Genomic DNA, 23,052 nt, shown 5'->3' with positions numbered 1-23,052 from the left:
TAGCAAGCACGGCTATCCGGGATCCATGTACCCCAATCGTATGCAGGGATACGTGGATCCCGGAACGGCTCTGCTACGCGCGCGAAGAGCGCGCGTGCTCGCCGTCCGGGATGACAGCCTGCGCGCGAGTCGCCGCTGCTTTCTCCGGCAAGTGCATGTAGACCTTTCCGAAGCTTGACAGTGACCTCCGCGCGTAACACTGTTATTTCTTAACGACAAAAACCGATATTGCGGGAGGCGAGATGCCGAAGGTCACTTACGAAAAGGATGGACGCATTGGGCGCATCACGCTCAATCGCCCCGACGTGCTGAACGCGATCGATGGCGATTTACCGCTCGAGCTTGCCGACTGCGTCACGCGCGCCAACGCGGATCAGGGCGTCCATGTGATCGTTCTGTCCGGCAACGGCCGCGCGTTCTGCGCCGGTTACGATCTCACCTACTACGCGCAGAGCACTGGCGATAACGACATCACGCAGAAGATGCCGTGGGACCCGATGAAGGACTACGCCTTCATGCAGCGGAACAACGAGTGCTTCATGAGCCTCTTCCGTTCCTATCGGCCGGTGGTCTGCAAGGTGCACGGTTTCGCGATCGCGGGCGGCTCGGACATCGCGCTCTGCTCCGACATCATCATCGCAGCCGACGATGCCGAGATGGGTTACATGCCGACGCGCGTTTGGGGTTGCCCGACGACGGCGATGTGGGTCTATCGCATCGGGCCCGAGCGTGCGAAGCGCATGCTCTTCACGGGCGACAAGGTGAAGGGGCCGGAGGCCGAGAAGCTCGGGTTGATCCTGAAATCAGTGCCGCCGGCGGAGCTCGACGCCGAGGTCGAAAAGTTTGCCGAGCGCATGGCGGGCGTGCCGGTCAATCAGCTGATGATGCAAAAATTGATGATCAATCAGGCGCTGGAAAATATGGGGCTGCGCACGACGCAGATGATCGCGACCGTGTTCGACGGCATCACGCGACACTCGCCGGAAGGGCTCAACTTCAAACATCGCGCCGAGGAGATCGGCTGGAAGGAAGCCGTGCGTAATCGCGATCAAGGCACGTGGGATTGGACCGACAATCGCCCAATCAACCCGCGATGATTTGGCGCATGATCTTGTCCGAAGACCGGTACCCACTTTTCGGGATCATGCGCTGATGCCTCGGTCATCCGCAAAGCCGAACGATCCACGGGTCATCGCGCGGCAAGGTGCGTTGCGCGATGCACGGCGTGAGTTGATCGTCGAGGCCGCGCAGCGCGTGTTCGAGCGGCATGGGCTGGAAGGCGCCTCGATCCGCACCATCGCGGCGGAAGCCGGATGCACGACCGGCGCGATCTATCCATGGTTCGCCGGAAAGGAAGAGATTTACGCCGCAATCCTTTCGGAATCACTCGGCCGCGTGCTCGCGAGCGTCGATCAGGCAGCACGAGAGGCAAAGAGCAAAGCAGAGGCGGCGCGCGATGCCGTCGCGGCGTTCTATCGCTACTACCGCGCGCAGCCGAACGAACTGTCGCTCGGCCTCTACCTCTTCCGCACCGAGGGCGTTCAGCGCGTCGGCCTCAAGCCTACGCTCGATCGCGCGCTCAATGCGAAGCTGCGCGCGATCGCGGACCGTATCGCGCAAGCGATGACGGCGGCGGGATTCGATGCCGCGCAAGAGCGCACCGCCGACGCGATGATCCACGCATGCGGGATCGTCATCATGGCGAACGCGGGGCGCGTGAAGGTGCTTGGTGCAAAGTCCGACGATCTGATGGCGCGCTATCTCGAAACGGCGCTGCCGCGACAAAAAGCGCGCGCACGCAATTGAGACACAATGCGCCGCGACATCGCGACCGTTAATCGCGAGGTTCGATGAAAGCCTATGTCTGCCGGCGCTACGGCACAGCCGAAGCGATCGAGAGTGCGGAGATCGCCGATCCGGTGCTAGAGCCGAATGAAGTGCTCGTGCGCATCGCGGCGACAACCGTCAGCGCGGGCGACTGGCGCCTCCGCACGCTCGATCTGCCGCGCGGCTTCGGGCCTATCGGGCGATTGATCTTCGGCTTCTCGGGTCCACGTCAGCCGATCCTCGGTTCGGAATTCGCCGGCACGGTTGCGGCAGTTGGCGCGACGGTGACGCGATTCAAGATCGGCGACGAAGTCTTCGGTTTTCGCGACACCGCGATGGGTTGCCACGCCGAGTTCGTTACGATGCCGGAGGACGGCGCCATTGCGCCGAAGCCTGCAGCGCTGACGATGGAGAAAGCTGCGGCGCTTAGCTTCGGCGGTACGACGGCGCTCGGCTTCCTGACCCGCGCTGAGGTCAGAGCCGGCGACAAAGTGCTCATCAACGGTGCGGCCGGATGCGTCGGCTCGGCCATAGTGCAGATCGCAAAGCATCTCGGCGCGCGTGTCACCGCGGTCACGAGCACGGCGAACCTCGACCTCGTGCGCGGCATCGGCGCCGACGATGCGATCGACTATCGGCGCGAGGATTTCACGCAGCGTCCGGCAACATACGACATCATCATCGATACGGTGGGTAATCTCACATACGCGGGTTGCAAGCACGCGCTCGCGCCGGGCGGACGGCTTGCGCTGATCGCGGCTGACCTTCCCGCGATGCTCTCGGCGCCGCTCATGGCGAAGCTCGGCGGCCATCGCGCGATCGTCGGCCCGACGTCCGGCTCGGCGGAGGATATTCGGCTGCTCGCCGATCTCGCGGCGAGTGGTGCGTTCGATCCGGTGATCGACAGCACCTTCGCGTTCGTCGACATCCGCGATGCGCATCGGCGCGTCGAAAGCCGGCGCAAACGCGGCAGCGTTGTTGTGACGATTCCGAAGAGCTATCTCGCTTTGATGAACACCGCAGCGCTGGTCATCCCGGGGCGCGCGGCGCTTCTTTTGCGCTGCCGCGAGCCCGGGATCCATAATCACAAATTCTATCGATAGTGCAGAGAGTATGGATCCCGGCCTTCCGGCGCTTCGCGCCTTCAACCGGGATGACCAGTGAACACAGCCGGAACCTGCGAAGATCGCCCCAACCGTTGAAATGCCAACCATAAACAAAAAGGGCGGCCCCGACGGACCGCCCTTCCCTAACTTAAAGCGTCGCAGCGATTACTCGCCGGCAGCCTGACGCGGCTGCTGCTGACCTTCGGCCTTCTGCTTGGCTTCGAGGTCTTCGCCGGTCGCCTGATCGACGACCTTCATGGAGAGGCGAACCTTGCCGCGGTCGTCGAGACCGAGCAGCTTCACCTTGACCTTGTCGCCTTCCTTGACGACATCGCTAACCTTCTGGACGCGCGCTGCAGCAAGCTGGCTGATGTGGACGAGACCGTCCTTGGCGCCGAAAAAATTCACGAACGCGCCGAACTCCATCACCTTGACGACGGTGCCTTCGTAGATCGTGCCGACTTCCGGATCGGACGCGATCGACTTGATCCAGTTGATGGCTGCCTTGATCGAGTCGCCGTTGGCGGACGCCACCTTCACGGTGCCGTCGTCCTCGACGTTGATCTTGGCGCCGGTCTTTTCGACGATCTCGCGGATCACCTTGCCGCCGGTGCCGATGACTTCACGGATCTTGTCGACCGGGATCTGCAGCACTTCGATGCGCGGCGCGTGTTCGCCGAGCTCCGAGCGTGCCGTGGTCAGCGCATTCGCCATCTCACCGAGGATGTGCTCGCGCCCATCCTTCGCCTGCGAGAGCGCCACCTTCATGATCTCTTCGGTGATGCCCGCGATCTTGATGTCCATCTGCAGCGAGGTCACGCCCTTCTCGGTGCCAGCCACCTTGAAGTCCATGTCGCCGAGATGATCTTCGTCGCCGAGGATGTCGGAGAGAACCGCGAAGCGCTCGCCTTCGAGGATGAGGCCCATCGCGATGCCGGCGATCGGACGGCGCAGCGGAACGCCCGCGTCCATCAATGCCAGCGAGGTTCCGCAGACCGTCGCCATCGAGGACGAGCCGTTCGACTCGGTGATCTCGGAGACGACGCGGAGCGTGTACGGGAATTCGTGCTTCGGCGGCAGGACCGGATGGATCGCGCGCCAAGCGAGCTTGCCGTGACCGACTTCGCGGCGGCCGGGCGAACCGAGGCGGCCCGTCTCACCGACCGAGAAGGGCGGGAAGTTGTAGTGGAGCATGAAGTGCTCCTTGTACGTTCCCGGCAGCGCGTCGATGAACTGCTCGTCTTCGCCGGTGCCGAGCGTGGTGACGACCAACGCCTGCGTCTCACCGCGTGTGAACAGCGCCGAGCCGTGGGTGCGCGGGAGCACTCCGACTTCGGAGATGATCTGACGCACCGTCTTGGTGTCGCGACCGTCGATGCGCTTGCCGGTGTCGAGGATGTTCCAGCGAACGACCTTGGCTTCGAGGCCCTTGAAGACCTTGCCGAGTTTGAGCTTGTCGTAGCGCGGCTCTTGGCCTTCCGGATTGAAATGCGCCATGGCCTTTGCCTTGGCGGCATCGACGGCAGCGTGACGCTCCATCTTCGCCGGGATCGCGTAAGCCTTGCGGAGGTCCGCATCGACGACGCCGAGCATTTCCTTCTCGATGTCCGAGAAGTCCGGAGCCGTGAAGTCGCGCGGCTCCTGCGCGGCCTTCTCGGCAAGCTCGATGATCGCATTGATCACCGGCTGGAAGTGGCGGTGACCGAACATCACGGCGCCGAGCATGATCTCTTCGGACAGCTCCTTGGCTTCCGATTCAACCATCAGCACGGCGTCGGTGGTGCCGGCGACGACGAGATCGAGCGCGCTGTCGTTAGCTTCGTCGAGCTGCGGGTTGAGCACGTATTCGTTGTCGACGAAGGCAACGCGCGCAGCGCCGATCGGACCCATGAACGGAACGCCCGAGAGCGTCAGCGCGGCGGACGCGCCGACCATCGCGACGATGTCCGGATCGTTTTCGAGATCGTGCGAGAGCACCGTGCAGATGACCTGCGTGTCGCAACGATAACCGTCGGCGAACAGCGGACGGATCGGGCGGTCGATCAGGCGCGAGATGAGCGTCTCACGCTCGGTCGGGCGGCCTTCACGCTTGAAGAAGCCACCCGGAATGCGGCCGGCGGCGTAAAACTTCTCGAAGTAGTTACAGGTGAGCGGCAGGAAGTCGACGCCTTCCTTCGCGTTCTTGGCGGAGACGACCGTGCAGAGCACCGTGGTGTCACCGTAAGTCACCATAACGGCGCCATCGGCCTGGCGCGCGACTTTGCCGGTCTCGAGGGTCAGCTGACGCCCACCCCAATCCAGGCTCACTTTGTTGATATTGAACATTCTTATCTTTCCATCGGTTCACGGAGACGCGAACACCATGGGCAAGACGGCGAGACGCTGCGCTCTAGCGCATCGGGTGCGCTAAGCCCCCAGCAGCGTCCGGCGATCCTGCCATGGTTTTCGGGCTCCTCGTTGCCGGACGAGCCCTCTCGTCCGGTTCGCATGCGGATTTAAGCTCCGCGATACAAAAAGCGCGCGAGACCTCCCGCGCGCTTTTTAACAATCAGCGGCGGATGCCCAGCCGCTCGATCAACGTCTTGTAGCGCGGCTCGTCGTTACGCTTCAAAAAGTCGAGAAGCTGACGGCGCTGCGACACGAGCTTCAACAACCCGCGACGCGAGTGGTTGTCCTTGACGTGAGTCTTGAAGTGGTCGGTCAGGTGATTGATGCGCTCCGAAAGGATCGCCACCTGGACTTCCGGCGAACCCGTGTCGCCTTGCTTCGTTGCGTATTGCTTGATGACCTCAGCTTTACGCTCAGCCGTAATCGACATCGTTGCTCCTTTGGTTTTCGGTTGTCAGGGTGCTGCCTCGTTCCGTCTGGAAATCGGGGCGGCGGGCGGCCAAGCCGGGATGTCGTCCAGCAGGGTCGCTATAGATATTGCGCGGGCAAAAAGCCCGCGCGAATGGCGGCGTTATAGACGAATTTCCCAGGATTGCCAGGGATTTCGCGGTCGCCGCCTAAATCATTGAACGCGCTATTCTTTAGACACATCATGGAGGCGAAGACGCGATCGTAGCCCGGAAGAGCGAGGCAGCGCGAAGCGCGCCCGAGCGACATCCGGGACCAGACTTTCGTGCCTTAGAATTCCCCGGATATCGTGCGATTTCGCGGCGAAGACGCCCGCGAAATCGCACTCATCCGGGCTACAAGAGCAGAGATCAAGCGTTCGGCGGGCCGTTGAGGCGGAAGATCCGGCGCGGGCAAAGTTCGCCCTCGATCGCCTCGGCCAGCGCGACGAGACGGCCTTCCGCCATGACGGCGAGCCAGCCGCCGACGATCGGCGCATCACGACCGCGCATGATGACGGCTTGGCCGCGCGCGAGGCGAGATGCGTCGGCGCGGCTCACCATCACACTCGGCACGTCGACGAGTGCTGCTACGACCGGCTGCAGCGTCGACAATGTCGGCGCGGCGCCCTCTTCGGTTTGCGGCAGTTGATCGACAACGACGGCGCGCTGCTCGATGAAAGGACCGACAGCCGTGCGGCGCAGCGCAACGACGTGACCGCGCGTACCGAGTGCGCGGCCGATGTCGCGCGCGAGAGCGCGGACGTAAGTACCCTTCCCGCATTCGGCTTCGAACTCGGCGTTGTCAGCATCCGGCATCGCGGTGAGCGTGAGGCGCTTCACCTCGATCGGGCGCGGCTCGAGCACCACCTCTTCACCATCGCGCGCAAGATCGTAGGCGCGCTGGCCCTGGATCTTGAGCGCGGAGAATTTCGGCGGCGTCTGCATCAGCGCGCCGGTGAATTTCGGCAGGATAGCTTCGATCGCGGCGCGGTCCGGACGCAGATCCGCGGTCGCGATCTCGCGGCCCTCGGCATCGTCCGTATCTGTCTCGACGCCCCAGCGCACCGTGAAGCGATACGCCTTGCGACCATCCATCACATACGGAACAGTCTTCGTCGCTTCGCCGAGCGCGATCGGCAGAATGCCGGAGGCGAGCGGATCGAGCGTGCCGGCGTGGCCGGCTTTCTTCGCCTGGAACGCGCGTTTGACGACGGCGACCGCGTGCGTCGACGTCATGCCGACGGGCTTGTCGAGAATGAGCCAGCCATCGATATCGCGCTTGATGCGCTTTTGCTGACGCGGCGGCGGTGTCGGAATCTGAACGGCTTCAGTCATTGTCTTTGTCGAGATCGCGCCGCACGACCGGCGTATCGAGGAGTTTGTCGATCCGCGCAGCTTCGGCAAAACGATCGTCGATGCGGAAGCGCAGGTCGGGCGCGAATTTCAGGTTGACGCGATGCGCGATCTCGCCGCGCAGATAGCGCTTGTTGTTGTCGAGCGCTTCGACCACCGCGGCCTCATCCTTGCCGCCGAGCGGCATGACGTAGACGGTCGCGAGCTTGAGATCGGGGCTCATGCGCACTTCCGGGACGGTGATCATGTGGGTTTCGAGCACGGGGTCGTGCACATCGCCGCGCGAGAGCATGTCGGCGAGCGCGTGACGGATCAATTCGCCGACGCGCAAGGCGCGTTGCGAAGGCCCGGCTGCCGCGTCGCGATGGTGTTTGGGTGAATGTTTTGCCATGAGGCGGATCCAAAAATTCAGCGGTCATCCCGGCCGAGTTGCTCGCCAAGCGAGCCGACGAGAGCCGGGATCCATATTCCCTGACACTCAATACTCGCTGGGGATATGGATCCCGGACAGCCGCCGTTCGCTTCGCGAACTTGCGGCTTCCGGGATGACGGCTCCAACAATTACAGCGACCGCTGAACGGTCTCGACGCGGTAGCACTCGATCACATCGCCCGCGCGCATGTCTTGATAATTCTCGAACGACATACCGCACTCTTGGCCGGCGGTGACTTCCTTCGCGTCGTCCTTGAAGCGCTTGAGCTGCGAGAGCTTGCCTTCGTGCACGACGACGTTGTCGCGGATGAGGCGCACATTCGCGCCGCGTTCCACGGTGCCGTCGGTGACGCGGCAGCCCGCAATGTTGCCGACCTTCGAGACCTTGAAGATTTCGAGGATCTGCGCATTGCCGAGCATCGTCTCGCGGCGTTCCGGCGTGAGCAAGCCCGACATCGCTTTCTTCACGTCATCCACGAGATCGTAGATGATGTTGTAGTAGCGAATTTCGATTCCGGCACGATCCGCCGCCGAGCTTGCCTCTTTGTGCGCACGCACGTTGAAGCCGATGATTGCAGCATTCGAGGCTTCGGCGAGCGTGACGTCCGACTCGGTGATGCCGCCGACGCCCGAATACAGGATGCGTGCGCCGACTTCATCGTTGCCGAGCTTCTCGAGCGCGCCACCGATAGCTTCGACCGAACCCTGCACGTCGCCCTTGATGACGAGCGGGAATTCCTTGCGGCCCGCAGTCTTCGCGGCGCTCATCATCTGCTCGAGCGAGCCGCGCATGCCGGTGGCACGGGCGACGGCCTTCTCGCGCTTCTGATGCGCACGGTAGCTCGTGATCTCACGCGCACGCGCTTCACTCTCGACCACCGCGATGCGATCGCCGGCTTCCGGCGTACCGCTGAAACCGAGCACTTCGACCGGGGTCGACGGGCCGGCTTCCGCAACGTTCTCGCCCTTATCGGAGACAAGAAGACGAACGCGGCCGAATTCGGTGCCGGCGACGATGATATCGCCGGTGCGCAGCGTGCCGCGCTGAACCAGCACGGTCGCAACCGAACCGCGGCCCTTGTCGAGCTTAGCTTCGATCACGGTGCCTTCAGCCGGACGATCCGGATTGGCCTTGAGTTCGAGAATTTCCGACTGCAGCGCGATCGACTCGAGCAAGCCATCGAGGTTGGTCTTGTTCTTGGCCGAAACCTCGACGTCCTGAACTTCACCGCCCATCGACTCGACCTGCACTTCGTACTGCAGCAGCTCGCTGCGCACGCGTTCCGGCTTCGAATCCGGCTTGTCGATCTTGTTGATCGCCACGATCATCGGGACCTTGGCCGCCTTGGCGTGCTGAATGGCTTCGATCGTCTGCGGCATGACGCCGTCATCGGCAGCGACGACGAGCACGACGATGTCGGTGACGCGCGCACCACGTGCACGCATCGCCGAGAAAGCTGCGTGGCCCGGCGTATCGATGAAGGTCACCTTGCCGCCCGTCGGAGCCGTGACTTGGTAGGCGCCGATATGCTGCGTGATGCCGCCAGCTTCGCCCGAAACGACGTTAGCGGAACGGATCGCATCGAGCAGCGACGTCTTACCGTGGTCGACGTGGCCCATGATGGTGACGACCGGCGGACGCGTGCTTTGCGCCCCCTCGACGTCAGCCGAGTCGAACAGGCCTTCCTCGACGTCCGACTCGGAGACGCGGCGAACCGTGTGGCCGAGTTCTTCGGCGATCAGCTGCGCGGTGTCGGCATCGATCAAGTCGGTGCTCTTGGCCATGTGGCCTTGCTTCATCAGGATGCGGACGACATCGACCGCACGCTCCGCCATACGATTGGCGAGCTCCTGAATCGTGATGGTCTCGGGCACGATGACTTCGCGCGCGATCTTTTCTTTGTTCTCGTCACCACCGCGGCCGAGCATGCGCTGATTGCGGCGGCGGAACGATGCGAGCGAACGCTCGCGCACATCGTCGTTGAGTGCGTTGACGAGCGTCAGACGGCCACGGCGCTTTTCACCGCCGACGTTACGCGGCGGCTTTGCGGGCGGAGCCGGACGAACCGGAGCTGCGCCAGGTCCACCACCCGGACGGCGGCCCGGAGGGCCACTCGGACGGCGCGATTCTTCTTCTTCGACGACGAGCGGGCGCGAACGGGTCGCGGCACGCGGCAGAGCCGCATCGCTGGTCGGGGTGCGGGCCGGTGCAGCGGCCGACGGCGCGGCAGCGGAGGACGGCGCGGCGGCAGCAGCCGGACGCGCAGCATCGCCACCGAAACGCTTCTGCGCTTCGAGCTCGGCCTTCTTTTTGGTTTCGTCGTCGTGCTTGCGACGGCTATCTTCATCACGCTTGCGCGCCTCGGCGGCATCGCGCTCGATCTTCTCGCGTGCTTCACGCTCGGCGCGGCGGACGGCCTCTTCCTCGGCGACGCGGCGCTCTTCGGCTTCGCGAACGCGGAAATCGGCAACGGCCTGGGCGCGCGCGGTGCGCTCTTCCTCGGTCAGCGTCGGCAACACGAAGCCGCTGCGGCGCGGCGGCGGTGCGGCAGGTCGCGACGGCGGGGTCGGTGCGGGCGCGGCCGGCTTGGCCTGCTGCGGACGCAAGCCCTGCGCGACACGCTCGGTGCTCGGTGCGGGCGCATCCTTCTCGCCGAGGACGCGGCGCTTCACTTTCTCGACGACGACAGGCTTCGTGCGGCCATGGCTGAAGCTCTGCCGCACAACGCCCTGCTCGCCGCGCCCCTTGAGGGTCAGCGTCTTGGTCGTAGGCACGTGCAACGTCTTCTCGCCAGGGTTCTTCGTATCACTCATTCTCGTATCCGTTCGATACGCGGGCCCGGCCGGTTTGGACGGCCAAAGACCCACTCGTATTTCCGCCGTTTAAGATGCCGTTCCGAATCGCTTCGGCAGCACCCAGTTACTTGTCTTCGGCGAGCTTTGCCGACTCACCGCCCTGAAAACCTTCAAGGCGGACGTAGCGCGCGAGCAGTGTCTCGGACGCCGAGCCAGCGAGCAGGGCAGCATGTATCACATTTGCCCTGCCCAATGCCAAATCCAATTGCGATCCGGCGAAAATAAGCACCGGAACATTCTCCGTATCGCCTCGCCGAGCCGCGCTTTTAAGTTTTCGCACACCATCCGGAGCGGCTTCCGCCGCCTGCAAAAGGCCCCTCGCCTCGCCGCTTTCGAGCGCCTTTTCGGCTTTCGTGAAGCCCGGAGCGACCAACCTGCTCTTGTAGGCGATGCCGAGTGCATCGAGCGCCGATTGAGCCAGCAACGCTTCGGTGGCATCCGCCAAGCCTTCGGCCAGCGGGATCGCCCTCTTGAGCGATTTCGCGAAGGCCCCGCGCTTGACCGCCTGGTCGAGGACGTCGCGCCGCGCCGTCACCCAGACACCCCGCCCTGGAAGACGGTTCTTGATATCCGGCACAAGTGCGTTATCCGGGCCGACGACGAAACGGATCAGCTCCGCGATCGGCCGAACGTCGCGCGTAACGATGCACATGCGCTCGGGACCGGCGCGCTTTGCGCCGTCGTCCAGGTCAGCGATGTCGGAGCGGGCGGCTATCATTGGCGGCCCATCCTAACGGAGGCGATTAGGCCTCCGCCGGCTCCTCAGCCTGCTCTTCGGCAGGCTTGGCGAGATCTGCCTCGGTGATCCAGCCCGCCTTGAGGCGCGCCTGCATCACGATGCCTTCACACTCGTCACGCGTCAGCTCGAAGCCGTCGAGATAGCCCGCTTCGCGAACATTCTCGCCGTTCTTGCGCTCGGTCCAACCCGCGAGATCGTCGGTCGCGCAGCCGGCGAGATCCTCGATCGTCTTGACCTCGTTCTCGCCGAGAGCAACCAGCATCTTCGTGGTGATGCCCGGGATTTCCTTGAGCGCATCGTCGACGCCAAGCGCTTTGCGCTTGTCATCGTTTTCCTGCTCGATCTGATTGAGGAACTCGTTGGCGCGGCCTTGCAGTGCGCCGGCGAGTTCTTCGTCGAAGCCTTCGATGCCGGCGATTTCGCGCTGGTCGACCATCGCGAGTTCTTCCACGGACGTGAAGCCTTCGGCAGCGAGCAGCTGCGCGACGGTCTCGTCGACGTCGAGCGAATCCATGAACAGCTTGGTGCGCAATTCGAATTCGGCGTTGCGGCGCTCCGACTCTTCCTGCTCGGTGAGGATGTCGATATCCCAGCCTGTCAGCTGCGAGGCGAGACGGACGTTCTGGCCACGGCGGCCGATCGCGAGCGACAGCTGCTGATCCGGCACCACCACTTCGATACGCTCACGCTCTTCGTCGAGCACGACTTTGGCGACTTCGGCCGGGGCCAATGCGTTGACGACGAAGGTCGCAATGTCCTGCGACCACGGAATGATGTCGATCTTCTCGCCCTGCAGTTCGTTCACCACGGCCTGCACGCGCGAACCGCGCATACCGACGCAGGCGCCGACCGGATCGACCGACGAATCGCGCGAAACGACGGCGATCTTGGCGCGCGAGCCCGGGTCGCGAGCGACCGAACGGATCTCGACGATGCCGTCATAAATTTCCGGCACTTCCTGCGCGAACAGCTTCTGCATGAACATCGGATGCGTGCGCGAGAGAAAGATCTGCGGGCCACGCGGCTCGCGGCGCACGTCGAAGATGAAGGCGCGGATGCGGTCGCCGTTGCGGAACGTCTCGCGCGGGAGAAGTTCGTCGCGGCGCACGACAGCTTCGCCGCGACCGAGATCGACGACGACGTTGCCGTATTCGACGCGCTTCACGGTGCCGTTGACGATGTCGTGGATGCGGTCCTTGTACTCGTCGTACTGACGATCACGCTCGGCTTCGCGCACCTTCTGCACGATCACCTGCTTCGCCGACTGCGCGGCGATACGGCCGTATTCGAGCGGCGGCAACGCGTCCGCGATGGTGTCGCCGACTTGCGCGGCCGGGTTACGGCGGCGCGCGTCTTCGACGCTGATCTGGTTCGAGGAGTTTTCGACCGCCTCGACGACCAGCATGTGGCGCGAGAGGCGGAGCTCGCCGCTCTTCGTATCGATGTTGGCGTGCACGTCGGTCTCGGCGCCGTAGCGCGAGCGCGCGGCTTTCGCGATGGCATCTTCCATCGCCTCGATGACGATCTGCTTGTCGATCGACTTCTCGCGGGCGACCGCGTCTGCGATCTGCAGCAGTTCCAGCCGGTTGGCGCTAACCGCCATGGCGTTTCTCCTTCGTTGAACCGTTATGAGGCCCGGCGCTTGCCGGCCTTGCCTCGATGTTTTCCGTTCGGTTGCTTCGGCGCCTCTTCGGCGGCCGTTTCTTCTTCCGCGCCTTCGGCGGCGGCGCGCTCGGCGGCCTTGCCGCGGCGGAGCGATTCCGTGATCAGCGCGTCGGTGAGGACGAGGCGCGCCTCGGCCATCTCTTCGATCGAGAGCAGAACGTCCGGTTGCTCGCCTTCCGCCACCTGATCGCGGCGAACACGCGCGAGTGCGCCTTCGGTGCCGAGCAGCGTGCCGCGGAAGCGCTTGCGCCCTTCGTGCGGCACCGCCATCTCGATCTTCGCGATGTGGCCGGCGTAGCGCTCGAAGTCGCCGCGGCGAACCAGCGGGCGATCGATGCCCGGCGAGGAAATTTCGAGGCGATAAGCACGGTCGACCGGGTCGTTCACGTCGAGCACCGGCGACAGCGCGCGGGACACCTCTTCGCAGTCCTCGATCGACATCGAACCGTCCGGACGCTCGGCCATCACCTGGACGGTGCAGCCCAACGAACCCGAGACGTGAACACGCACAAGGCGGAAGCCCATGTTTTCGAGCACCGGCTCAACCACCGCCGCAACGCGCGCACCGACGCCCTGTTCGGCGATCAGCCGCTTGTCTGCCGCGTTGTCCTGCGTGTTGTCTTGCGTGTTGTCTTGCGTGTCGTCCATCGTGCCTTAAACGCTTGAAACAGTTCGTAAAACCGGAAAGAGCGGGTCCCTGCGGGGCCCACTCTCATACAAACTCATCTTGTATGGGACATCCTCAATGAGGACCCGGCGAATATAGCGCCCTGTCTTCAGGATGCAAGAGTCGAGTGGGGAGCGTCTCTCTCGGCTGTTCGCGCAGCGAACCGCAAAACGCGTCTATTCGGGATCCATGTACCCCAATCGGCTGCAGGGATACGTGGATCCCGGATCGGCTTCACGGCTCGCTTCGCGACCGCTTGCCGTCCGGGACGACAACCTGTGGGTTTAGCTACGCCCGAGTTCGCTGCCCCCCTCACGCGAAAATACTGACTGTGTAATGATACCGAATCATTGCTGGGGAGATTTCCGTGAAGAAGTATTTGGCTGAAGCGATCGGGACCGCGGTTCTCGTCATCCTGGGCTGCGGCGCCGCCGCGATCGGCGAAGTCGACGGCCGCACCTTCGTCGACATCCTGGGCATCGCTTTCGCGTTCGGGTTTGCGATCGTAGCGATGGCCTACGGCATCGGCCCCGTCTCGGGCTGCCACATCAATCCGGCCGTGACGGTCGGTGCCATCGCGGCGGGCCGCATGCCGGCACGCGAAGGCATCTTCTACATCATCGCGCAATTCGTCGGCGGCATCGTCGGCGCCGGCATTCTCTATCTTCTGCTCAGCGGAAAAATCGGCGGCTATAACATCGTGACGGGCGGCCTCGGTCAGAACGGGTGGGGCGAAGGCTATCTCGGCCAATACGGGCTCGGCTCCGCGATCCTCGCCGAATTCATCGGCACATTCATTTTCGTCGTCTGTATTCTCGGCGTCACGCAATCGAGCACCACGGCGGCAGTCGCGGGTCTCGCGATCGGCATCACGCTCGTCGTGATCCACATCGTGTTCATCAACGTGACGGGCGTGTCTGTGAATCCGGCGCGCAGTCTAGGCCCCGCGGTCTTTGTCGGCGGCAAGGCGATCAGTCAGGTCTGGATGTTCTTGGTCGTGCCGCCAATTGCGGCTGCGGTTGCGGGTTTGATGTTCCGCAGCGGGATTTTGTCGGCGGACTAGTCCCTACTTTTCCGCCAGCGGGTGCAGGTCGCGCACCAAGCTCTTGAGCCGCTCTTCGAGAACGTGCGTGTAGATCTGCGTCGTCGAGATATCGGCATGGCCGAGCAGCGTTTGCACGGAGCGCAAGTCCGCCCCGTTCTGCAACAAGTGGCTCGCGAAGGCATGACGCAGGACGTGCGGGCTCATCTTGTCGGCGCGCAAGCCCGCATTGGCGGTGAGGGCTTTCAAGTCGCGCGCGAAGTGCTGCCGCGTCAGGTGGCCGCTTTCGCCGAAGGACGGAAACAACCAGCGCGACTTTGCAAGCTCGGCCTCCTCGCGCAACGCGAGGTAATCCTTCATCGCCTCCTTCGCGGCGTTGTTGAGCGGAACGAGGCGTTCCTTGTTGCCCTTGCCGCGCACCACGATCATGCGCGTGTCCTGCCGCGCCGCCGCGATCGGCAACGCGACAAGCTCCGATACGCGCAGGCCCGTCGCGTAGAGAACTTCGAGCAGACAATAGAGCCGCGCGCGGCGCAGCCGTTCGGCCATCGAGCCTTCGCGCTGCGCATCCGCGCGGGCGGTGCCGAGCAGATGGTCGACCGAACTCGTCGAGATGACTTTCGGGAGCGGACGCGAGCGCTTCGGCCCGGCGAGCGCCGCGGCCGGATCGTCCGTGCGGTAACCTTCCGCATAGAGGAAGCGGTAGAGCTGGCGGATGGCCGAGAGCCGCCGCGCCTGCGAGGACGCCGCAAAACCGCGCGCCGAAATGCCCGCGATGTATTCGCGGATGGAGTCGCTGGATGCGGTGACGATCGAGGCCTGCTCGGCGAAGTCGGTGAGATCGCGCCGATACGCTTCGATCGTATTGGCGGCGGCGCCCCGCTCGGCACTCAGCATGTCGAGGAAGAGTTCGATCCAGGAATGGCCCTTATCGCGGGACATCCCTCAGCGGCCTTTGAGCTTTTCCACCGGGACGTTCACGGTCATCTCGCGCGGGGTCGGCTCGACCAAATAGACGAGCGCCAGCATGCCGGCAAAGCCGATGCCGGCAAGAACGCCTAAGACAAATATGAGACGAAACAGGCTCGGCATGATTCGGGTCCGCTTCCTTCAATGAGCACATGGTTGCGGCAGCAAGGCAAGCGACCTAATAGAAGCCGCATGGTCGGTCCGATACCACACGAACACGTCCCCTCGCCGCTTGAAGCCGCCGTCGCGACGGCGCTCGGCGGGCAGTCGATCGTGCTCGTCGGTATGATGGGGGCCGGTAAGTCCTCGGTCGGACGCCGCCTCGGCCAACGGCTCGGCCTGCCCTTCGCGGACGCCGATACGGAGATCGAGGCGTCGGCGAATATGACAATTCCAGAGATTTTCGCGACGCGCGGCGAGGCGGAGTTTCGCTCGGGTGAGCAGCGCGTGATCGCGCGGCTGTTGAAGAATGGGCCGCAGGTGCTGGCGACCGGCGGCGGCGCCTTTATGAATGCGGAGACCCGCGAGGCGGTCTCGGCCGGCGGCATCTCGATCTGGCTCAAGGCCGATTTCGACACGCTGATGCGCCGCGTGAAGCGCCGGCAGGATCGCCCGTTGCTCAAGACTCCCGATCCCGCCGCAACGCTGCGCGGATTGATCGAGGCGCGCGAGCCGACCTACGCACTCGCCGACATCACGGTCGAGTCGCGCGACGTGCCGCATATGAGTGTGGTCGACGACATCATCGCGGTGCTGGCCGCACGCTTCAACGTCAGCATTGCGGACGAGGCAAAGTCATGAGTGCAACGACCGTCCGCGTCGATCTTGCGGGACGCCCCTACGACATCGTGATCGGACGCGGACTGCTGGCGGAGCTTGGGCTACGCATCGCCGCGCTGCGGCCGGGCGCGAATACGGTGATCGTGACGGATGAAAATGTCGCGGCGCGCCATCTCGACACCGCGAAGGCATCGCTCGCCGGTGCCGGCATCACGTCGTCGGAGATCATCATCGCGCCGGGCGAGAAGTCGAAGAGCATCGATGTGTTCGCTAGCGTCTGCGACCAGATCCTGGCGACGCGCATCGGCCGCAACGATCTCGTCATTGCACTCGGCGGCGGTGTCGTCGGCGATCTCGCCGGCTTTGCGGCGGCCGCCGTGCGGCGCGGGCTCGACTATGTGCAAGTGCCGACGACGCTGCTCGCGCAAGTCGACTCGTCGGTCGGCGGCAAGACCGGCATCAATTCGCAATACGGCAAAAACCTCATCGGTGCGTTTCATCAACCGATCCTGGTGCTCGCCGACACCGCCGTGCTCGACACGTTGCCTGAGCGTGAGTTCCAGGCCGGCTATGCGGAAGTTGCAAAATACGGCCTGATCGACGACGCGAAATTCTTCAACTGGCTCGAAGCCAATTGGAGACACGTGTTCGACGGCGGGCCGGAGCGCGAGGAAGCCGTCGCGATCTGCTGCCGCGCCAAAGCGGCCATCGTCGCGCGCGACGAGAAAGAGACCGGCGACCGCGCGCTGCTCAATCTCGGGCACACCTTCGGACACGCGCTCGAAGCCGGCGCGGGATTTTCGAGCCGCTTGCTGCACGGCGAAGCGGTCGCGATAGGCATGGTGCAGGCATTCGACTATTCGGTTGAGCAAGGGCTTGCGAACGGCCAGGACGCCGAGCGCGTTCGCCGCCATCTGAAATCTGTCGGATTGCGCACGCGGCCGAGCGAGATCGAAGGCGATATGCCGGATGTCGACGAGCTGATGGCGTTGATCGCGCAGGACAAGAAAGTGCAGCGCGGCAAGCTGACGTTCATCCTCACGCGTGGGATCGGCGAGAGTTTCATCGCGAAAGATGTCGATCCGGCCAAGGTGCACGCCTTCTTGTCGCAGCAGGGGTAGAGATATTCCTTCATCCCGAGAGTTTGGCAGGCTCGAACCCAACCCCACCGTCATGGCCCGCTTCATGCGGGCCATCCACGTCTTGGCCGAGTTTGAGGAAGTAAGTCGTGGATGGCCCGGACAAGCCGGGCCATGACGGAGTGTGACGCTGACGCATAGCTAAGCCGACCTGCCGCTCCTCACCATGACGGATCGGCGTTCTTGTCGCGACAGCGTTAAGGCCGTAACGTCGCCTCCAATCACAGGAGGTGACGTCATGAGCCAAGCCGCATTCAAGTCGGAAGCCCAAAACGACCGCGCCGATATCGAAGGCACCGTCTGGACCTATCTCGATGGCCTGCATGAAGGCGATGTCGAGAAGCTCGCGGCGTCGTTTCACCCAGTGTCGCATCTCTACAGCATCGACGACAAAGGCAACGTGACGGATCTTCCGCGCGACACATGGTTCGAGTGGGTAAAGAAACGTCCGTCGCCGAAATCGCAGAAGCTGCCGCGTCACGACAAGATCGTGTCGGTGGATCAGTCCGGTCCCGCCACGGCTTTCGTGAAAGTCGAATGCGCGATCCCGCCGCGCTTTTTCACGGACTATCTGTCGCTGATCAAGACCAACGAGGGTTGGCGCGTCGTCTCGAAATCATTCAAGACGGACGTGAAAGAAGCTTAACTCCGCGCGGGCTCACCGGGCGCGCTCGCATGAATCGCGAGCGCGTGAACGGAACCTGAAAGTTCCGCCGCGAGCGCTTGATTGATCATGCGGTGACGGTCGACCCGGCTCTTGCCGGCAAACGCTTCCGACACAATATAGACGCGGAAATGTGTTTCACCTTCGGGACGCGCTCCCGCGTGTCCAGCGTGCAGATGTGATTCATCGTCGACACGCAGACTTTGCGGATTAAACGTCGCGGTCAGCTTTTCTGTGATATGATCAACGGTTCGCATGTGCCCGCATTAACGCTGGCGCGCCGAACACGCAACTTTTGCGTCTTTTTGCTTCCAAGGTCACTTGGCTTTCAACGTTCCGGGCTGCACACTTTGTCCATGAAATTCGACTCTCCCTTCTTCGACAGCCTTCGCATCAAGCGCGAAGTGAAGCCGACGCGGCCGAATGCGCCGCGCTGCGGGTGGAAGGGCTGCGAAAATGAAGCGACGCATAAAGCGCCGAAAGGACGCGATGCCGAAGGCCAGTATTGGCACTTCTGCGTCGACCACGTCCGCGAATACAACGCGTCCTACAATTACTTTCGGGGCATGACGGACGGCGACGTCCAAAAATACCAAAAAGATTCGATCACCGGCCACCGCCCGACTTGGAAGATGGGCGTCAATGGCAAGCCGGCACCGGACGCGGCCAATCCCAACGGCCCGAGTTTCACGTCCGCGGTCGACCCGCTCGGCATCTTCCACGAAATGGGCGGTGCGGCGCGCTGGCAGGCCGGCCAAGAAAAGGCGCAGCAGCGCGAAGGGCGCATGATGCGCAACGCCGAGCGCAAAGCGCTCGATCAGTTGGGGCTCGAGGGCGATGTCTCGCGCGAAGAAATCAAGGCGCGCTTCAAGATGCTTGTGAAGCGACACCATCCGGACGTCAACCAGGGCGACACCTCCTCCGAGGAACGCCTGCGCGAGATCATCTCGGCTTACAATTATCTGAAGTCGGCCGGCTTCGTTTGAGCCTCAGGCCGGCCGGACCGCCATGCCGCCGGCCGTCTTCGCGGTTCTGACGAAATCACGATCGAACGTCAGCATCGCTTCACAGCCGGACGCCGCGCCGAGATGCAGAGCGTCGGCAAAGTCCATTCCCTCGGCCGCCCGATCCAACGCCAGCGCCAAGCGCGCCGGGTCCTCGACCGTCACGCGCGGCAGGCCGGCAAACGCTCGCAACGCCTCGGCGACGCGCTGCGCCGAAAACGCGTAGACGCTGCGCAAGACCCATTCGCTTTCGAGGACAACCGTCAGGCTGATGAAAACATCTTGCCGGTCGATGAGCGCACGAGCCCTGGCAGACTGCTCCGCGTGATCGCCGGTCAGGTAGCGAACGACGATGTTCGTATCAATCGCGAGCATGACGCCGTTTAGCCTCGGCGAGAATTCCGGCCTTCATCTCGTCGATCGTCTTGGCAGGTCCATTGCCGCGCAATGACGCAAAGACCTCGGACGGGTTCGTTTCGGAAAACAAAGGCGCTTGGCGCAGCAAAACGCCATCCTCGGTTTCTTCGACGATCAAACGCGTACCGACACCCCATTTGCGCAGATCGCGGACCGCCTTGGGCAGGATCACCTGCCCTTTCGTCGAGACGACCGTCGTGACACTTGCAGTAAGTTTCGAAGCTGCCATCGGAAAATCCATAAGTAAGACGTGAGTAAGATATGGCCGATCGGTCTTCAGTTCAAGGTTGGTCCAGCGATCTGGGCACTGCAGCAAAACGCATTCCTCCGTTGCAGGGGTTCGCTTCCCAGCCGGCAAATTTGCTCGTATTTTCAACATGGCTAAATCGGCGGCGGGGCTTTACACCCGGCCCGCCGAGTCTGCTATCTTGGCGCCGGCTTTCCCACACTTGCCTGCTTGAAAGACGGGTCTAGGGCGGCATTCGCTTGACGACCACGGAGGAACAATGACGACGGCGACGACAGAACAGGCCCGGCTGCCCGACATGAAAGTCTCGGTCCGGCAGCTTTTCGGCATCGACTCGGACATGGAGGTGCCGGCCTATTCGGAAGCCGACGAGCACGTGCCGGATACGGATGCGGACTACCGTTTCGACCGGCAGACCACGATGGCGATCCTCGCGGGCTTCTCGAAGAACCGCCGCGTGATGGTCACGGGCTATCACGGCACCGGCAAGTCGACGCATATCGAGCAGGTCGCCGCACGCCTCAATTGGCCGTGCGTGCGCGTCAACCTCGACAGTCACATCTCGCGCCTCGACCTTCTCGGTAAGGACGCGATCGTCGTGCGCGACGGGCTGCAGGTGACCGAATTCCGTGACGGCATTTTGCCATGGGCGCTTCAGCACAATGTCGCGCTGGTGTTCGACGAATACGACGCCGGCCGCCCGGACGTGATGTTCGTCATTCAGCGCGTGCTGGAACTCTCCGGCAAGCTGACGCTGCTCGATCAGAACCGCGTCATCCGCCCGCACCCGTCGTTCCGCCTGTTCTCGACCGCGAACACGGTCGGCCTCGGCGACACGTCCGGTCTCTATCACGGCACACAGCAGATCAACCAAGGTCAGATGGACCGCTGGTCGATCGTGACGACGCTGAACTATCTGCCGCACGACAACGAAGTGGAGATCGTGCTCTCGAAGGCGAAGCACTATCGCACGAAGGAAGGCCGCGACATCGTCAACAAGATGGTGCGCGTTGCCGACCTGACGCGTAACGCCTTTATGAACGGCGACCTCTCGACCGTGATGAGCCCGCGTACGGTGATCACCTGGGCCGAGAACGCCGACATCTTCGGCGATATCGGTTTCGCGTTCCGCGTGACCTTCGTCAACAAGTGCGACGAACTCGAGCGCGCGCTGGTGGCGGAATTCTATCAGCGCTGCTTCGGGCAAGAATTGCCGGAGAGCTCGGTCAACGTCGCGCTGACGTAATACAAAAAGCATGAGTTCGAACTCGAAAGCCAAAGGCAGCGGACAACAGTCGCCGACCGAGCCGTTCAAGCAGTCGGTGGCGAGTTGTTTGCGCGCGCTCGCGCGGCAGCCCGAGCTCGAAGTCAACTACGCGGCGGAACGCCCTGCCCTCGCGGCCGGGAAAGTCCGTCTGCCGGAGCCGCCGCGCAAGATGTCGGCGGCGGACGCCGCGATCGTACGCGGCCATGCTGACAGCTTCGCGCTGCGGCTCGCGTGTCACGACAATAATGTCCATCGCAAGCTGATGCCGACGGGGCAGCAGGCGCGTGCGATCTTCGAAGCAGTCGAACAGGCCCGCGTCGAGGCAATCGGCTCGCGGCGCATGGAAGGCGTCTCGGCGAACCTGTCGGCGATGCTGGAAGACAAATTCCACCGCGGCAAATTCGACGACATCACGGACCGCGCGGATGCGCCGGTCGAAGAAGCCGTCGCGTTGATGGTGCGCGAGCGCCTCACCGGAAAGCCACCGCCGGAGGCCGCGAAAAAGATCGTCGAACTCTGGCGTCCGCTAATCGAGCAAAAGGCCGGCAAGAATCTCGATCGCCTCGAAAAGCTGCTCGAAAATCAGCGGCAGTTCGGCGACGTCGTGCACGACCTGCTCGACTCGCTCGAAATGGGTGACGACCGCTCACGCGATTCCGACGACGACGAGAGCGAGGACGATAAGAACAAGGAAGCGCAGGACGATCCTTCCGGTCAGGACGGCGAAGCCGAGCAGTCCGAGGACGGCGATGCGTCCGCGATGGAACAGTCCGAGATGTCGTCGGACGAAATGCCGGAAGGCGCGACCGAGGCAGAAGACGCGCAATCGGCCGAGATGCCGGACGACACCGACATGGGCGATGCCGAGACGCCGGGCGAACCCTGGCGTCCGCAGCACGGCCGCAACGAGCCGCGCGGCCCTAGCTACAAGCCGTTCACGGGGAAGTTCGACGAGATCGCGTCGGCCGAAGAACTGTGCGAGCCGGAAGAACTCGACCGCCTGCGCGGTTATCTCGACAAGCAGCTCTCGAATCTTTCCGGCGTCGTGTCGCGGCTTGCCAATCGCCTGCAGCGCAAGTTGATGGCGCAGCAGAACCGCTCGTGGGAGTTCGACCTCGAAGAAGGTCAGCTTGATCCGGCGCGACTGCATCGCGTCATCACGGACCCGATGCATCCGCTCTCGTTCAAGCACGAGAAGGACACGAATTTCCGCGACACCGTCGTCACGCTGCTGCTCGACAATTCGGGCTCGATGCGCGGGCGGCCGATCACGGTCGCGGCGACGTGCGCCGACATTCTCGCGCGCACGCTGGAGCGTTGCGGCGTCAAGGTCGAGATCCTCGGCTTCACGACGCGCGCTTGGAAGGGCGGACAGTCGCGCGAGGCGTGGCTCGCGGCCGGCAAGCCGGCGAATCCGGGCCGCCTCAACGACCTGCGCCACATCATCTACAAGGCGGCGGATTCGCCGTGGCGGCGCGCGCGCAAGAACCTCGGGCTTATGATGCGCGAAGGTCTCTTGAAGGAGAATATCGACGGCGAGGCGCTCGATTGGGCGCATCAGCGACTGCTCGCGCGGCCCGAACAGCGCAAGATCCTGATGATGATCTCGGACGGCGCGCCGGTCGACGACTCGACGCTGTCGGTCAACGCCGGCAATTATCTCGAGCGGCACCTGCGGCACATCATCGAAGAGATCGAAACGCGCTCGCCGGTCGAACTCATCGCTATCGGCATTGGTCATGATGTCACGCGCTACTATCGCCGCGCCGTGACGATCGTCGATGCGGAAGAACTCGGCGGCGCGATGACGGATAAGCTCGCAGAGTTGTTCGACGAAACGCCGGCCGCCGCTCCGGCGCCGAAACGCGGCGGCGCTCGGCGTAAACAGACAGTGCACTAGCTCAACCGTCATCCCGGCCAAGCCACGAAGTGGCGCGAGCCGGGATCCATAACCCCTGTTTCACATAGAGAGTTCAGGGAGTATGGATCCCGGACAGCCGCACTTCGCTTTGCGAAGATGCAGCTTCCGGGATGACACCTC

At 63.4% G+C, this 23,052-nt stretch carries 23 protein-coding genes; 10 read left to right on the top strand and 13 right to left on the bottom strand.

What is annotated here, in order from left to right; all coding sequences use genetic code 11:
- The first annotated feature begins 242 nt into the window (after window positions 1–242).
- The 3 genes from GJW30_RS11905 to GJW30_RS11895 are packed head-to-tail and all read left to right on the top strand — an operon-like array spanning window position 243 to window position 2,930.
- The gene (locus GJW30_RS11905; protein ID WP_096355569.1) at window positions 243–1,097 is read left to right on the top strand and encodes a crotonase/enoyl-CoA hydratase family protein; all 855 of its coding nucleotides are present in this window, start codon (window positions 243–245) and stop codon (window positions 1,095–1,097) included.
- A 55-nt stretch (window positions 1,098–1,152) separates the two neighbouring features.
- Window positions 1,153–1,806, top strand: a complete 654-nt coding sequence (locus tag GJW30_RS11900) for a TetR/AcrR family transcriptional regulator (protein ID WP_096355566.1) — start codon at window positions 1,153–1,155, stop codon at window positions 1,804–1,806.
- A gap of 44 nt (window positions 1,807–1,850) precedes the next feature.
- Entirely contained in the window at window positions 1,851–2,930 is a 1,080-nt protein-coding gene (locus GJW30_RS11895; RefSeq protein ID WP_096355564.1) for an NAD(P)-dependent alcohol dehydrogenase, read from the top strand.
- Between the two features lie 168 nt (window positions 2,931–3,098).
- Here GJW30_RS11895 and pnp read toward each other — a convergent pair whose 3' ends face one another.
- From pnp to rimP, 8 genes are all read right to left on the bottom strand, one after another.
- On the bottom strand, window positions 3,099–5,258 hold the full coding sequence (pnp, locus tag GJW30_RS11890; RefSeq protein WP_096355562.1) for a polyribonucleotide nucleotidyltransferase: 2,160 nt from the start codon (window positions 5,256–5,258) through the stop codon (window positions 3,099–3,101).
- Between the two features lie 223 nt (window positions 5,259–5,481).
- Entirely contained in the window at window positions 5,482–5,751 is a 270-nt protein-coding gene (gene rpsO, locus GJW30_RS11885; RefSeq protein WP_096355559.1) for a 30S ribosomal protein S15, read from the bottom strand.
- Between the two features lie 388 nt (window positions 5,752–6,139).
- The gene (gene truB, locus GJW30_RS11875) at window positions 6,140–7,105 is read right to left on the bottom strand and encodes a tRNA pseudouridine(55) synthase TruB (RefSeq protein WP_096355554.1); all 966 of its coding nucleotides are present in this window, start codon (window positions 7,103–7,105) and stop codon (window positions 6,140–6,142) included.
- The gene (rbfA, locus tag GJW30_RS11870; RefSeq protein WP_096355551.1) at window positions 7,098–7,514 is read right to left on the bottom strand and encodes a 30S ribosome-binding factor RbfA; all 417 of its coding nucleotides are present in this window, start codon (window positions 7,512–7,514) and stop codon (window positions 7,098–7,100) included. The genes truB and rbfA overlap by 8 nt, the downstream gene beginning before the upstream one ends.
- Before the next feature lie 170 nt (window positions 7,515–7,684).
- A complete protein-coding gene (gene infB, locus GJW30_RS11865; RefSeq protein WP_096355548.1) occupies window positions 7,685–10,369 on the bottom strand; it encodes a translation initiation factor IF-2 in 2,685 nt (894 codons plus the stop codon).
- Window positions 10,370–10,475: 106 nt separating this feature from the next.
- On the bottom strand, window positions 10,476–11,129 hold the full coding sequence (locus tag GJW30_RS11860) for an RNA-binding protein (RefSeq protein WP_096355546.1): 654 nt from the start codon (window positions 11,127–11,129) through the stop codon (window positions 10,476–10,478).
- Window positions 11,130–11,154: 25 nt separating this feature from the next.
- Entirely contained in the window at window positions 11,155–12,753 is a 1,599-nt protein-coding gene (gene nusA, locus GJW30_RS11855; RefSeq protein ID WP_096355543.1) for a transcription termination factor NusA, read from the bottom strand.
- Window positions 12,754–12,776: 23 nt separating this feature from the next.
- Window positions 12,777–13,463, bottom strand: coding sequence for a ribosome maturation factor RimP (rimP, locus tag GJW30_RS11850; RefSeq protein WP_096355541.1), 687 nt, complete (start codon window positions 13,461–13,463; stop codon window positions 12,777–12,779).
- A gap of 386 nt (window positions 13,464–13,849) precedes the next feature.
- On the opposite strand from rimP, the gene GJW30_RS11845 reads away from it, so the two are divergent.
- Window positions 13,850–14,545 carry an aquaporin gene (locus tag GJW30_RS11845; RefSeq protein ID WP_096355539.1) on the top strand — a complete coding sequence of 232 codons (696 nt, stop codon included), beginning with the start codon at window positions 13,850–13,852 and terminating at the stop codon, window positions 14,543–14,545.
- Window positions 14,546–14,548: 3 nt separating this feature from the next.
- Here GJW30_RS11845 and GJW30_RS11840 read toward each other — a convergent pair whose 3' ends face one another.
- Both GJW30_RS11840 and GJW30_RS11835 read right to left on the bottom strand, forming a co-directional pair.
- The gene (locus GJW30_RS11840) at window positions 14,549–15,466 is read right to left on the bottom strand and encodes a site-specific tyrosine recombinase XerD (RefSeq protein WP_096355537.1); all 918 of its coding nucleotides are present in this window, start codon (window positions 15,464–15,466) and stop codon (window positions 14,549–14,551) included.
- 3 nt (window positions 15,467–15,469) lie between these two features.
- On the bottom strand, window positions 15,470–15,616 hold the full coding sequence (locus tag GJW30_RS11835) for a histidine kinase (protein WP_096355535.1): 147 nt from the start codon (window positions 15,614–15,616) through the stop codon (window positions 15,470–15,472).
- A 69-nt stretch (window positions 15,617–15,685) separates the two neighbouring features.
- Here GJW30_RS11835 and GJW30_RS11830 point away from each other — a divergent pair, with 69 nt between their 5' ends.
- The 3 genes from GJW30_RS11830 to GJW30_RS11820 all read left to right on the top strand — a co-directional run bounded on the left by GJW30_RS11830 (window position 15,686) and on the right by GJW30_RS11820 (window position 18,058).
- Window positions 15,686–16,294: a shikimate kinase gene (locus GJW30_RS11830; RefSeq protein WP_096355533.1), complete on the top strand. Its 609-nt coding sequence runs from the start codon at window positions 15,686–15,688 to the stop codon at window positions 16,292–16,294.
- On the top strand, window positions 16,291–17,394 hold the full coding sequence (aroB, locus tag GJW30_RS11825) for a 3-dehydroquinate synthase (protein WP_096355531.1): 1,104 nt from the start codon (window positions 16,291–16,293) through the stop codon (window positions 17,392–17,394). The genes GJW30_RS11830 and aroB overlap by 4 nt, the downstream gene beginning before the upstream one ends.
- Window positions 17,395–17,650: 256 nt before the next feature.
- Window positions 17,651–18,058: a nuclear transport factor 2 family protein gene (locus GJW30_RS11820; RefSeq protein WP_157746743.1), complete on the top strand. Its 408-nt coding sequence runs from the start codon at window positions 17,651–17,653 to the stop codon at window positions 18,056–18,058.
- Here GJW30_RS11820 and GJW30_RS11815 read toward each other — a convergent pair.
- On the bottom strand, window positions 18,055–18,333 hold the full coding sequence (locus tag GJW30_RS11815) for a BolA family protein (protein WP_096355527.1): 279 nt from the start codon (window positions 18,331–18,333) through the stop codon (window positions 18,055–18,057). The two genes, GJW30_RS11820 and GJW30_RS11815, sit on opposite strands and share 4 nt — an antisense overlap.
- Before the next feature lie 99 nt (window positions 18,334–18,432).
- Here GJW30_RS11815 and GJW30_RS11810 point away from each other — a divergent pair, with 99 nt between their 5' ends.
- Window positions 18,433–19,062, top strand: coding sequence for a J domain-containing protein (locus GJW30_RS11810; RefSeq protein WP_096355525.1), 630 nt, complete (start codon window positions 18,433–18,435; stop codon window positions 19,060–19,062).
- A gap of 3 nt (window positions 19,063–19,065) precedes the next feature.
- Here GJW30_RS11810 and GJW30_RS11805 read toward each other — a convergent pair whose 3' ends face one another.
- Both GJW30_RS11805 and GJW30_RS11800 read right to left on the bottom strand, forming a co-directional pair.
- Complete coding sequence (locus GJW30_RS11805; RefSeq protein ID WP_096355523.1) at window positions 19,066–19,455, bottom strand: type II toxin-antitoxin system VapC family toxin; 390 nt, start codon at window positions 19,453–19,455, stop codon at window positions 19,066–19,068.
- Window positions 19,442–19,726: an AbrB/MazE/SpoVT family DNA-binding domain-containing protein gene (locus tag GJW30_RS11800; protein ID WP_096358796.1), complete on the bottom strand. Its 285-nt coding sequence runs from the start codon at window positions 19,724–19,726 to the stop codon at window positions 19,442–19,444. The genes GJW30_RS11805 and GJW30_RS11800 overlap by 14 nt, the downstream gene beginning before the upstream one ends.
- Before the next feature lie 277 nt (window positions 19,727–20,003).
- Between GJW30_RS11800 and cobS the strand changes: the two genes are divergently transcribed.
- Together cobS and cobT are read left to right on the top strand one after the other, a co-directional pair.
- Window positions 20,004–20,990 carry a cobaltochelatase subunit CobS gene (gene cobS / locus GJW30_RS11795; protein WP_096355521.1) on the top strand — a complete coding sequence of 329 codons (987 nt, stop codon included), beginning with the start codon at window positions 20,004–20,006 and terminating at the stop codon, window positions 20,988–20,990.
- 10 nt (window positions 20,991–21,000) lie between these two features.
- Window positions 21,001–22,911 carry a cobaltochelatase subunit CobT gene (gene cobT / locus GJW30_RS11790; protein WP_096355519.1) on the top strand — a complete coding sequence of 637 codons (1,911 nt, stop codon included), beginning with the start codon at window positions 21,001–21,003 and terminating at the stop codon, window positions 22,909–22,911.
- Window positions 22,912–23,052: the final 141 nt, after the last annotated feature.

The organism is Variibacter gotjawalensis (assembly GCF_002355335.1).
GTDB lineage: Bacteria > Pseudomonadota > Alphaproteobacteria > Rhizobiales > Xanthobacteraceae > Variibacter > Variibacter gotjawalensis.
The sequence above is the reverse complement of the archived record's forward strand: the minus strand, read 5'-3'. Positions and strand labels throughout refer to the sequence as shown.

Bases quoted from the DNA above. Each gene is read 5' to 3' on its own strand.
- infB (WP_096355548.1), bottom strand. From the start codon at position 10,369: ATGAGTGATACGAAGAACCCTGGCGAGAAGACGTTGCACGTGCCTACG.
- GJW30_RS11815 (WP_096355527.1), bottom strand. From the start codon at position 18,333: ATGCGAACCGTTGATCATATCACAGAAAAGCTGACCGCGACGTTTAAT.
- rimP (WP_096355541.1), bottom strand. From the start codon at position 13,463: ATGGACGACACGCAAGACAACACGCAAGACAACACGCAGGACAACGCG.
- GJW30_RS11900 (WP_096355566.1), top strand. From the start codon at position 1,153: ATGCCTCGGTCATCCGCAAAGCCGAACGATCCACGGGTCATCGCGCGG.
- GJW30_RS11840 (WP_096355537.1), bottom strand. From the start codon at position 15,466: ATGTCCCGCGATAAGGGCCATTCCTGGATCGAACTCTTCCTCGACATG.
- rbfA (WP_096355551.1), bottom strand. From the start codon at position 7,514: ATGGCAAAACATTCACCCAAACACCATCGCGACGCGGCAGCCGGGCCT.
- truB (WP_096355554.1), bottom strand. From the start codon at position 7,105: ATGACTGAAGCCGTTCAGATTCCGACACCGCCGCCGCGTCAGCAAAAG.
- GJW30_RS11830 (WP_096355533.1), top strand. From the start codon at position 15,686: ATGGTCGGTCCGATACCACACGAACACGTCCCCTCGCCGCTTGAAGCC.
- aroB (WP_096355531.1), top strand. From the start codon at position 16,291: ATGAGTGCAACGACCGTCCGCGTCGATCTTGCGGGACGCCCCTACGAC.
- GJW30_RS11895 (WP_096355564.1), top strand. From the start codon at position 1,851: ATGAAAGCCTATGTCTGCCGGCGCTACGGCACAGCCGAAGCGATCGAG.
- GJW30_RS11860 (WP_096355546.1), bottom strand. From the start codon at position 11,129: ATGATAGCCGCCCGCTCCGACATCGCTGACCTGGACGACGGCGCAAAG.
- cobS (WP_096355521.1), top strand. From the start codon at position 20,004: ATGACGACGGCGACGACAGAACAGGCCCGGCTGCCCGACATGAAAGTC.
- GJW30_RS11810 (WP_096355525.1), top strand. From the start codon at position 18,433: ATGAAATTCGACTCTCCCTTCTTCGACAGCCTTCGCATCAAGCGCGAA.
- nusA (WP_096355543.1), bottom strand. From the start codon at position 12,753: ATGGCGGTTAGCGCCAACCGGCTGGAACTGCTGCAGATCGCAGACGCG.
- cobT (WP_096355519.1), top strand. From the start codon at position 21,001: ATGAGTTCGAACTCGAAAGCCAAAGGCAGCGGACAACAGTCGCCGACC.
- GJW30_RS11800 (WP_096358796.1), bottom strand. From the start codon at position 19,726: ATGGCAGCTTCGAAACTTACTGCAAGTGTCACGACGGTCGTCTCGACG.
- GJW30_RS11835 (WP_096355535.1), bottom strand. From the start codon at position 15,616: ATGCCGAGCCTGTTTCGTCTCATATTTGTCTTAGGCGTTCTTGCCGGC.
- GJW30_RS11820 (WP_157746743.1), top strand. From the start codon at position 17,651: ATGAGCCAAGCCGCATTCAAGTCGGAAGCCCAAAACGACCGCGCCGAT.
- pnp (WP_096355562.1), bottom strand. From the start codon at position 5,258: ATGTTCAATATCAACAAAGTGAGCCTGGATTGGGGTGGGCGTCAGCTG.
- GJW30_RS11905 (WP_096355569.1), top strand. From the start codon at position 243: ATGCCGAAGGTCACTTACGAAAAGGATGGACGCATTGGGCGCATCACG.
- rpsO (WP_096355559.1), bottom strand. From the start codon at position 5,751: ATGTCGATTACGGCTGAGCGTAAAGCTGAGGTCATCAAGCAATACGCA.
- GJW30_RS11805 (WP_096355523.1), bottom strand. From the start codon at position 19,455: ATGCTCGCGATTGATACGAACATCGTCGTTCGCTACCTGACCGGCGAT.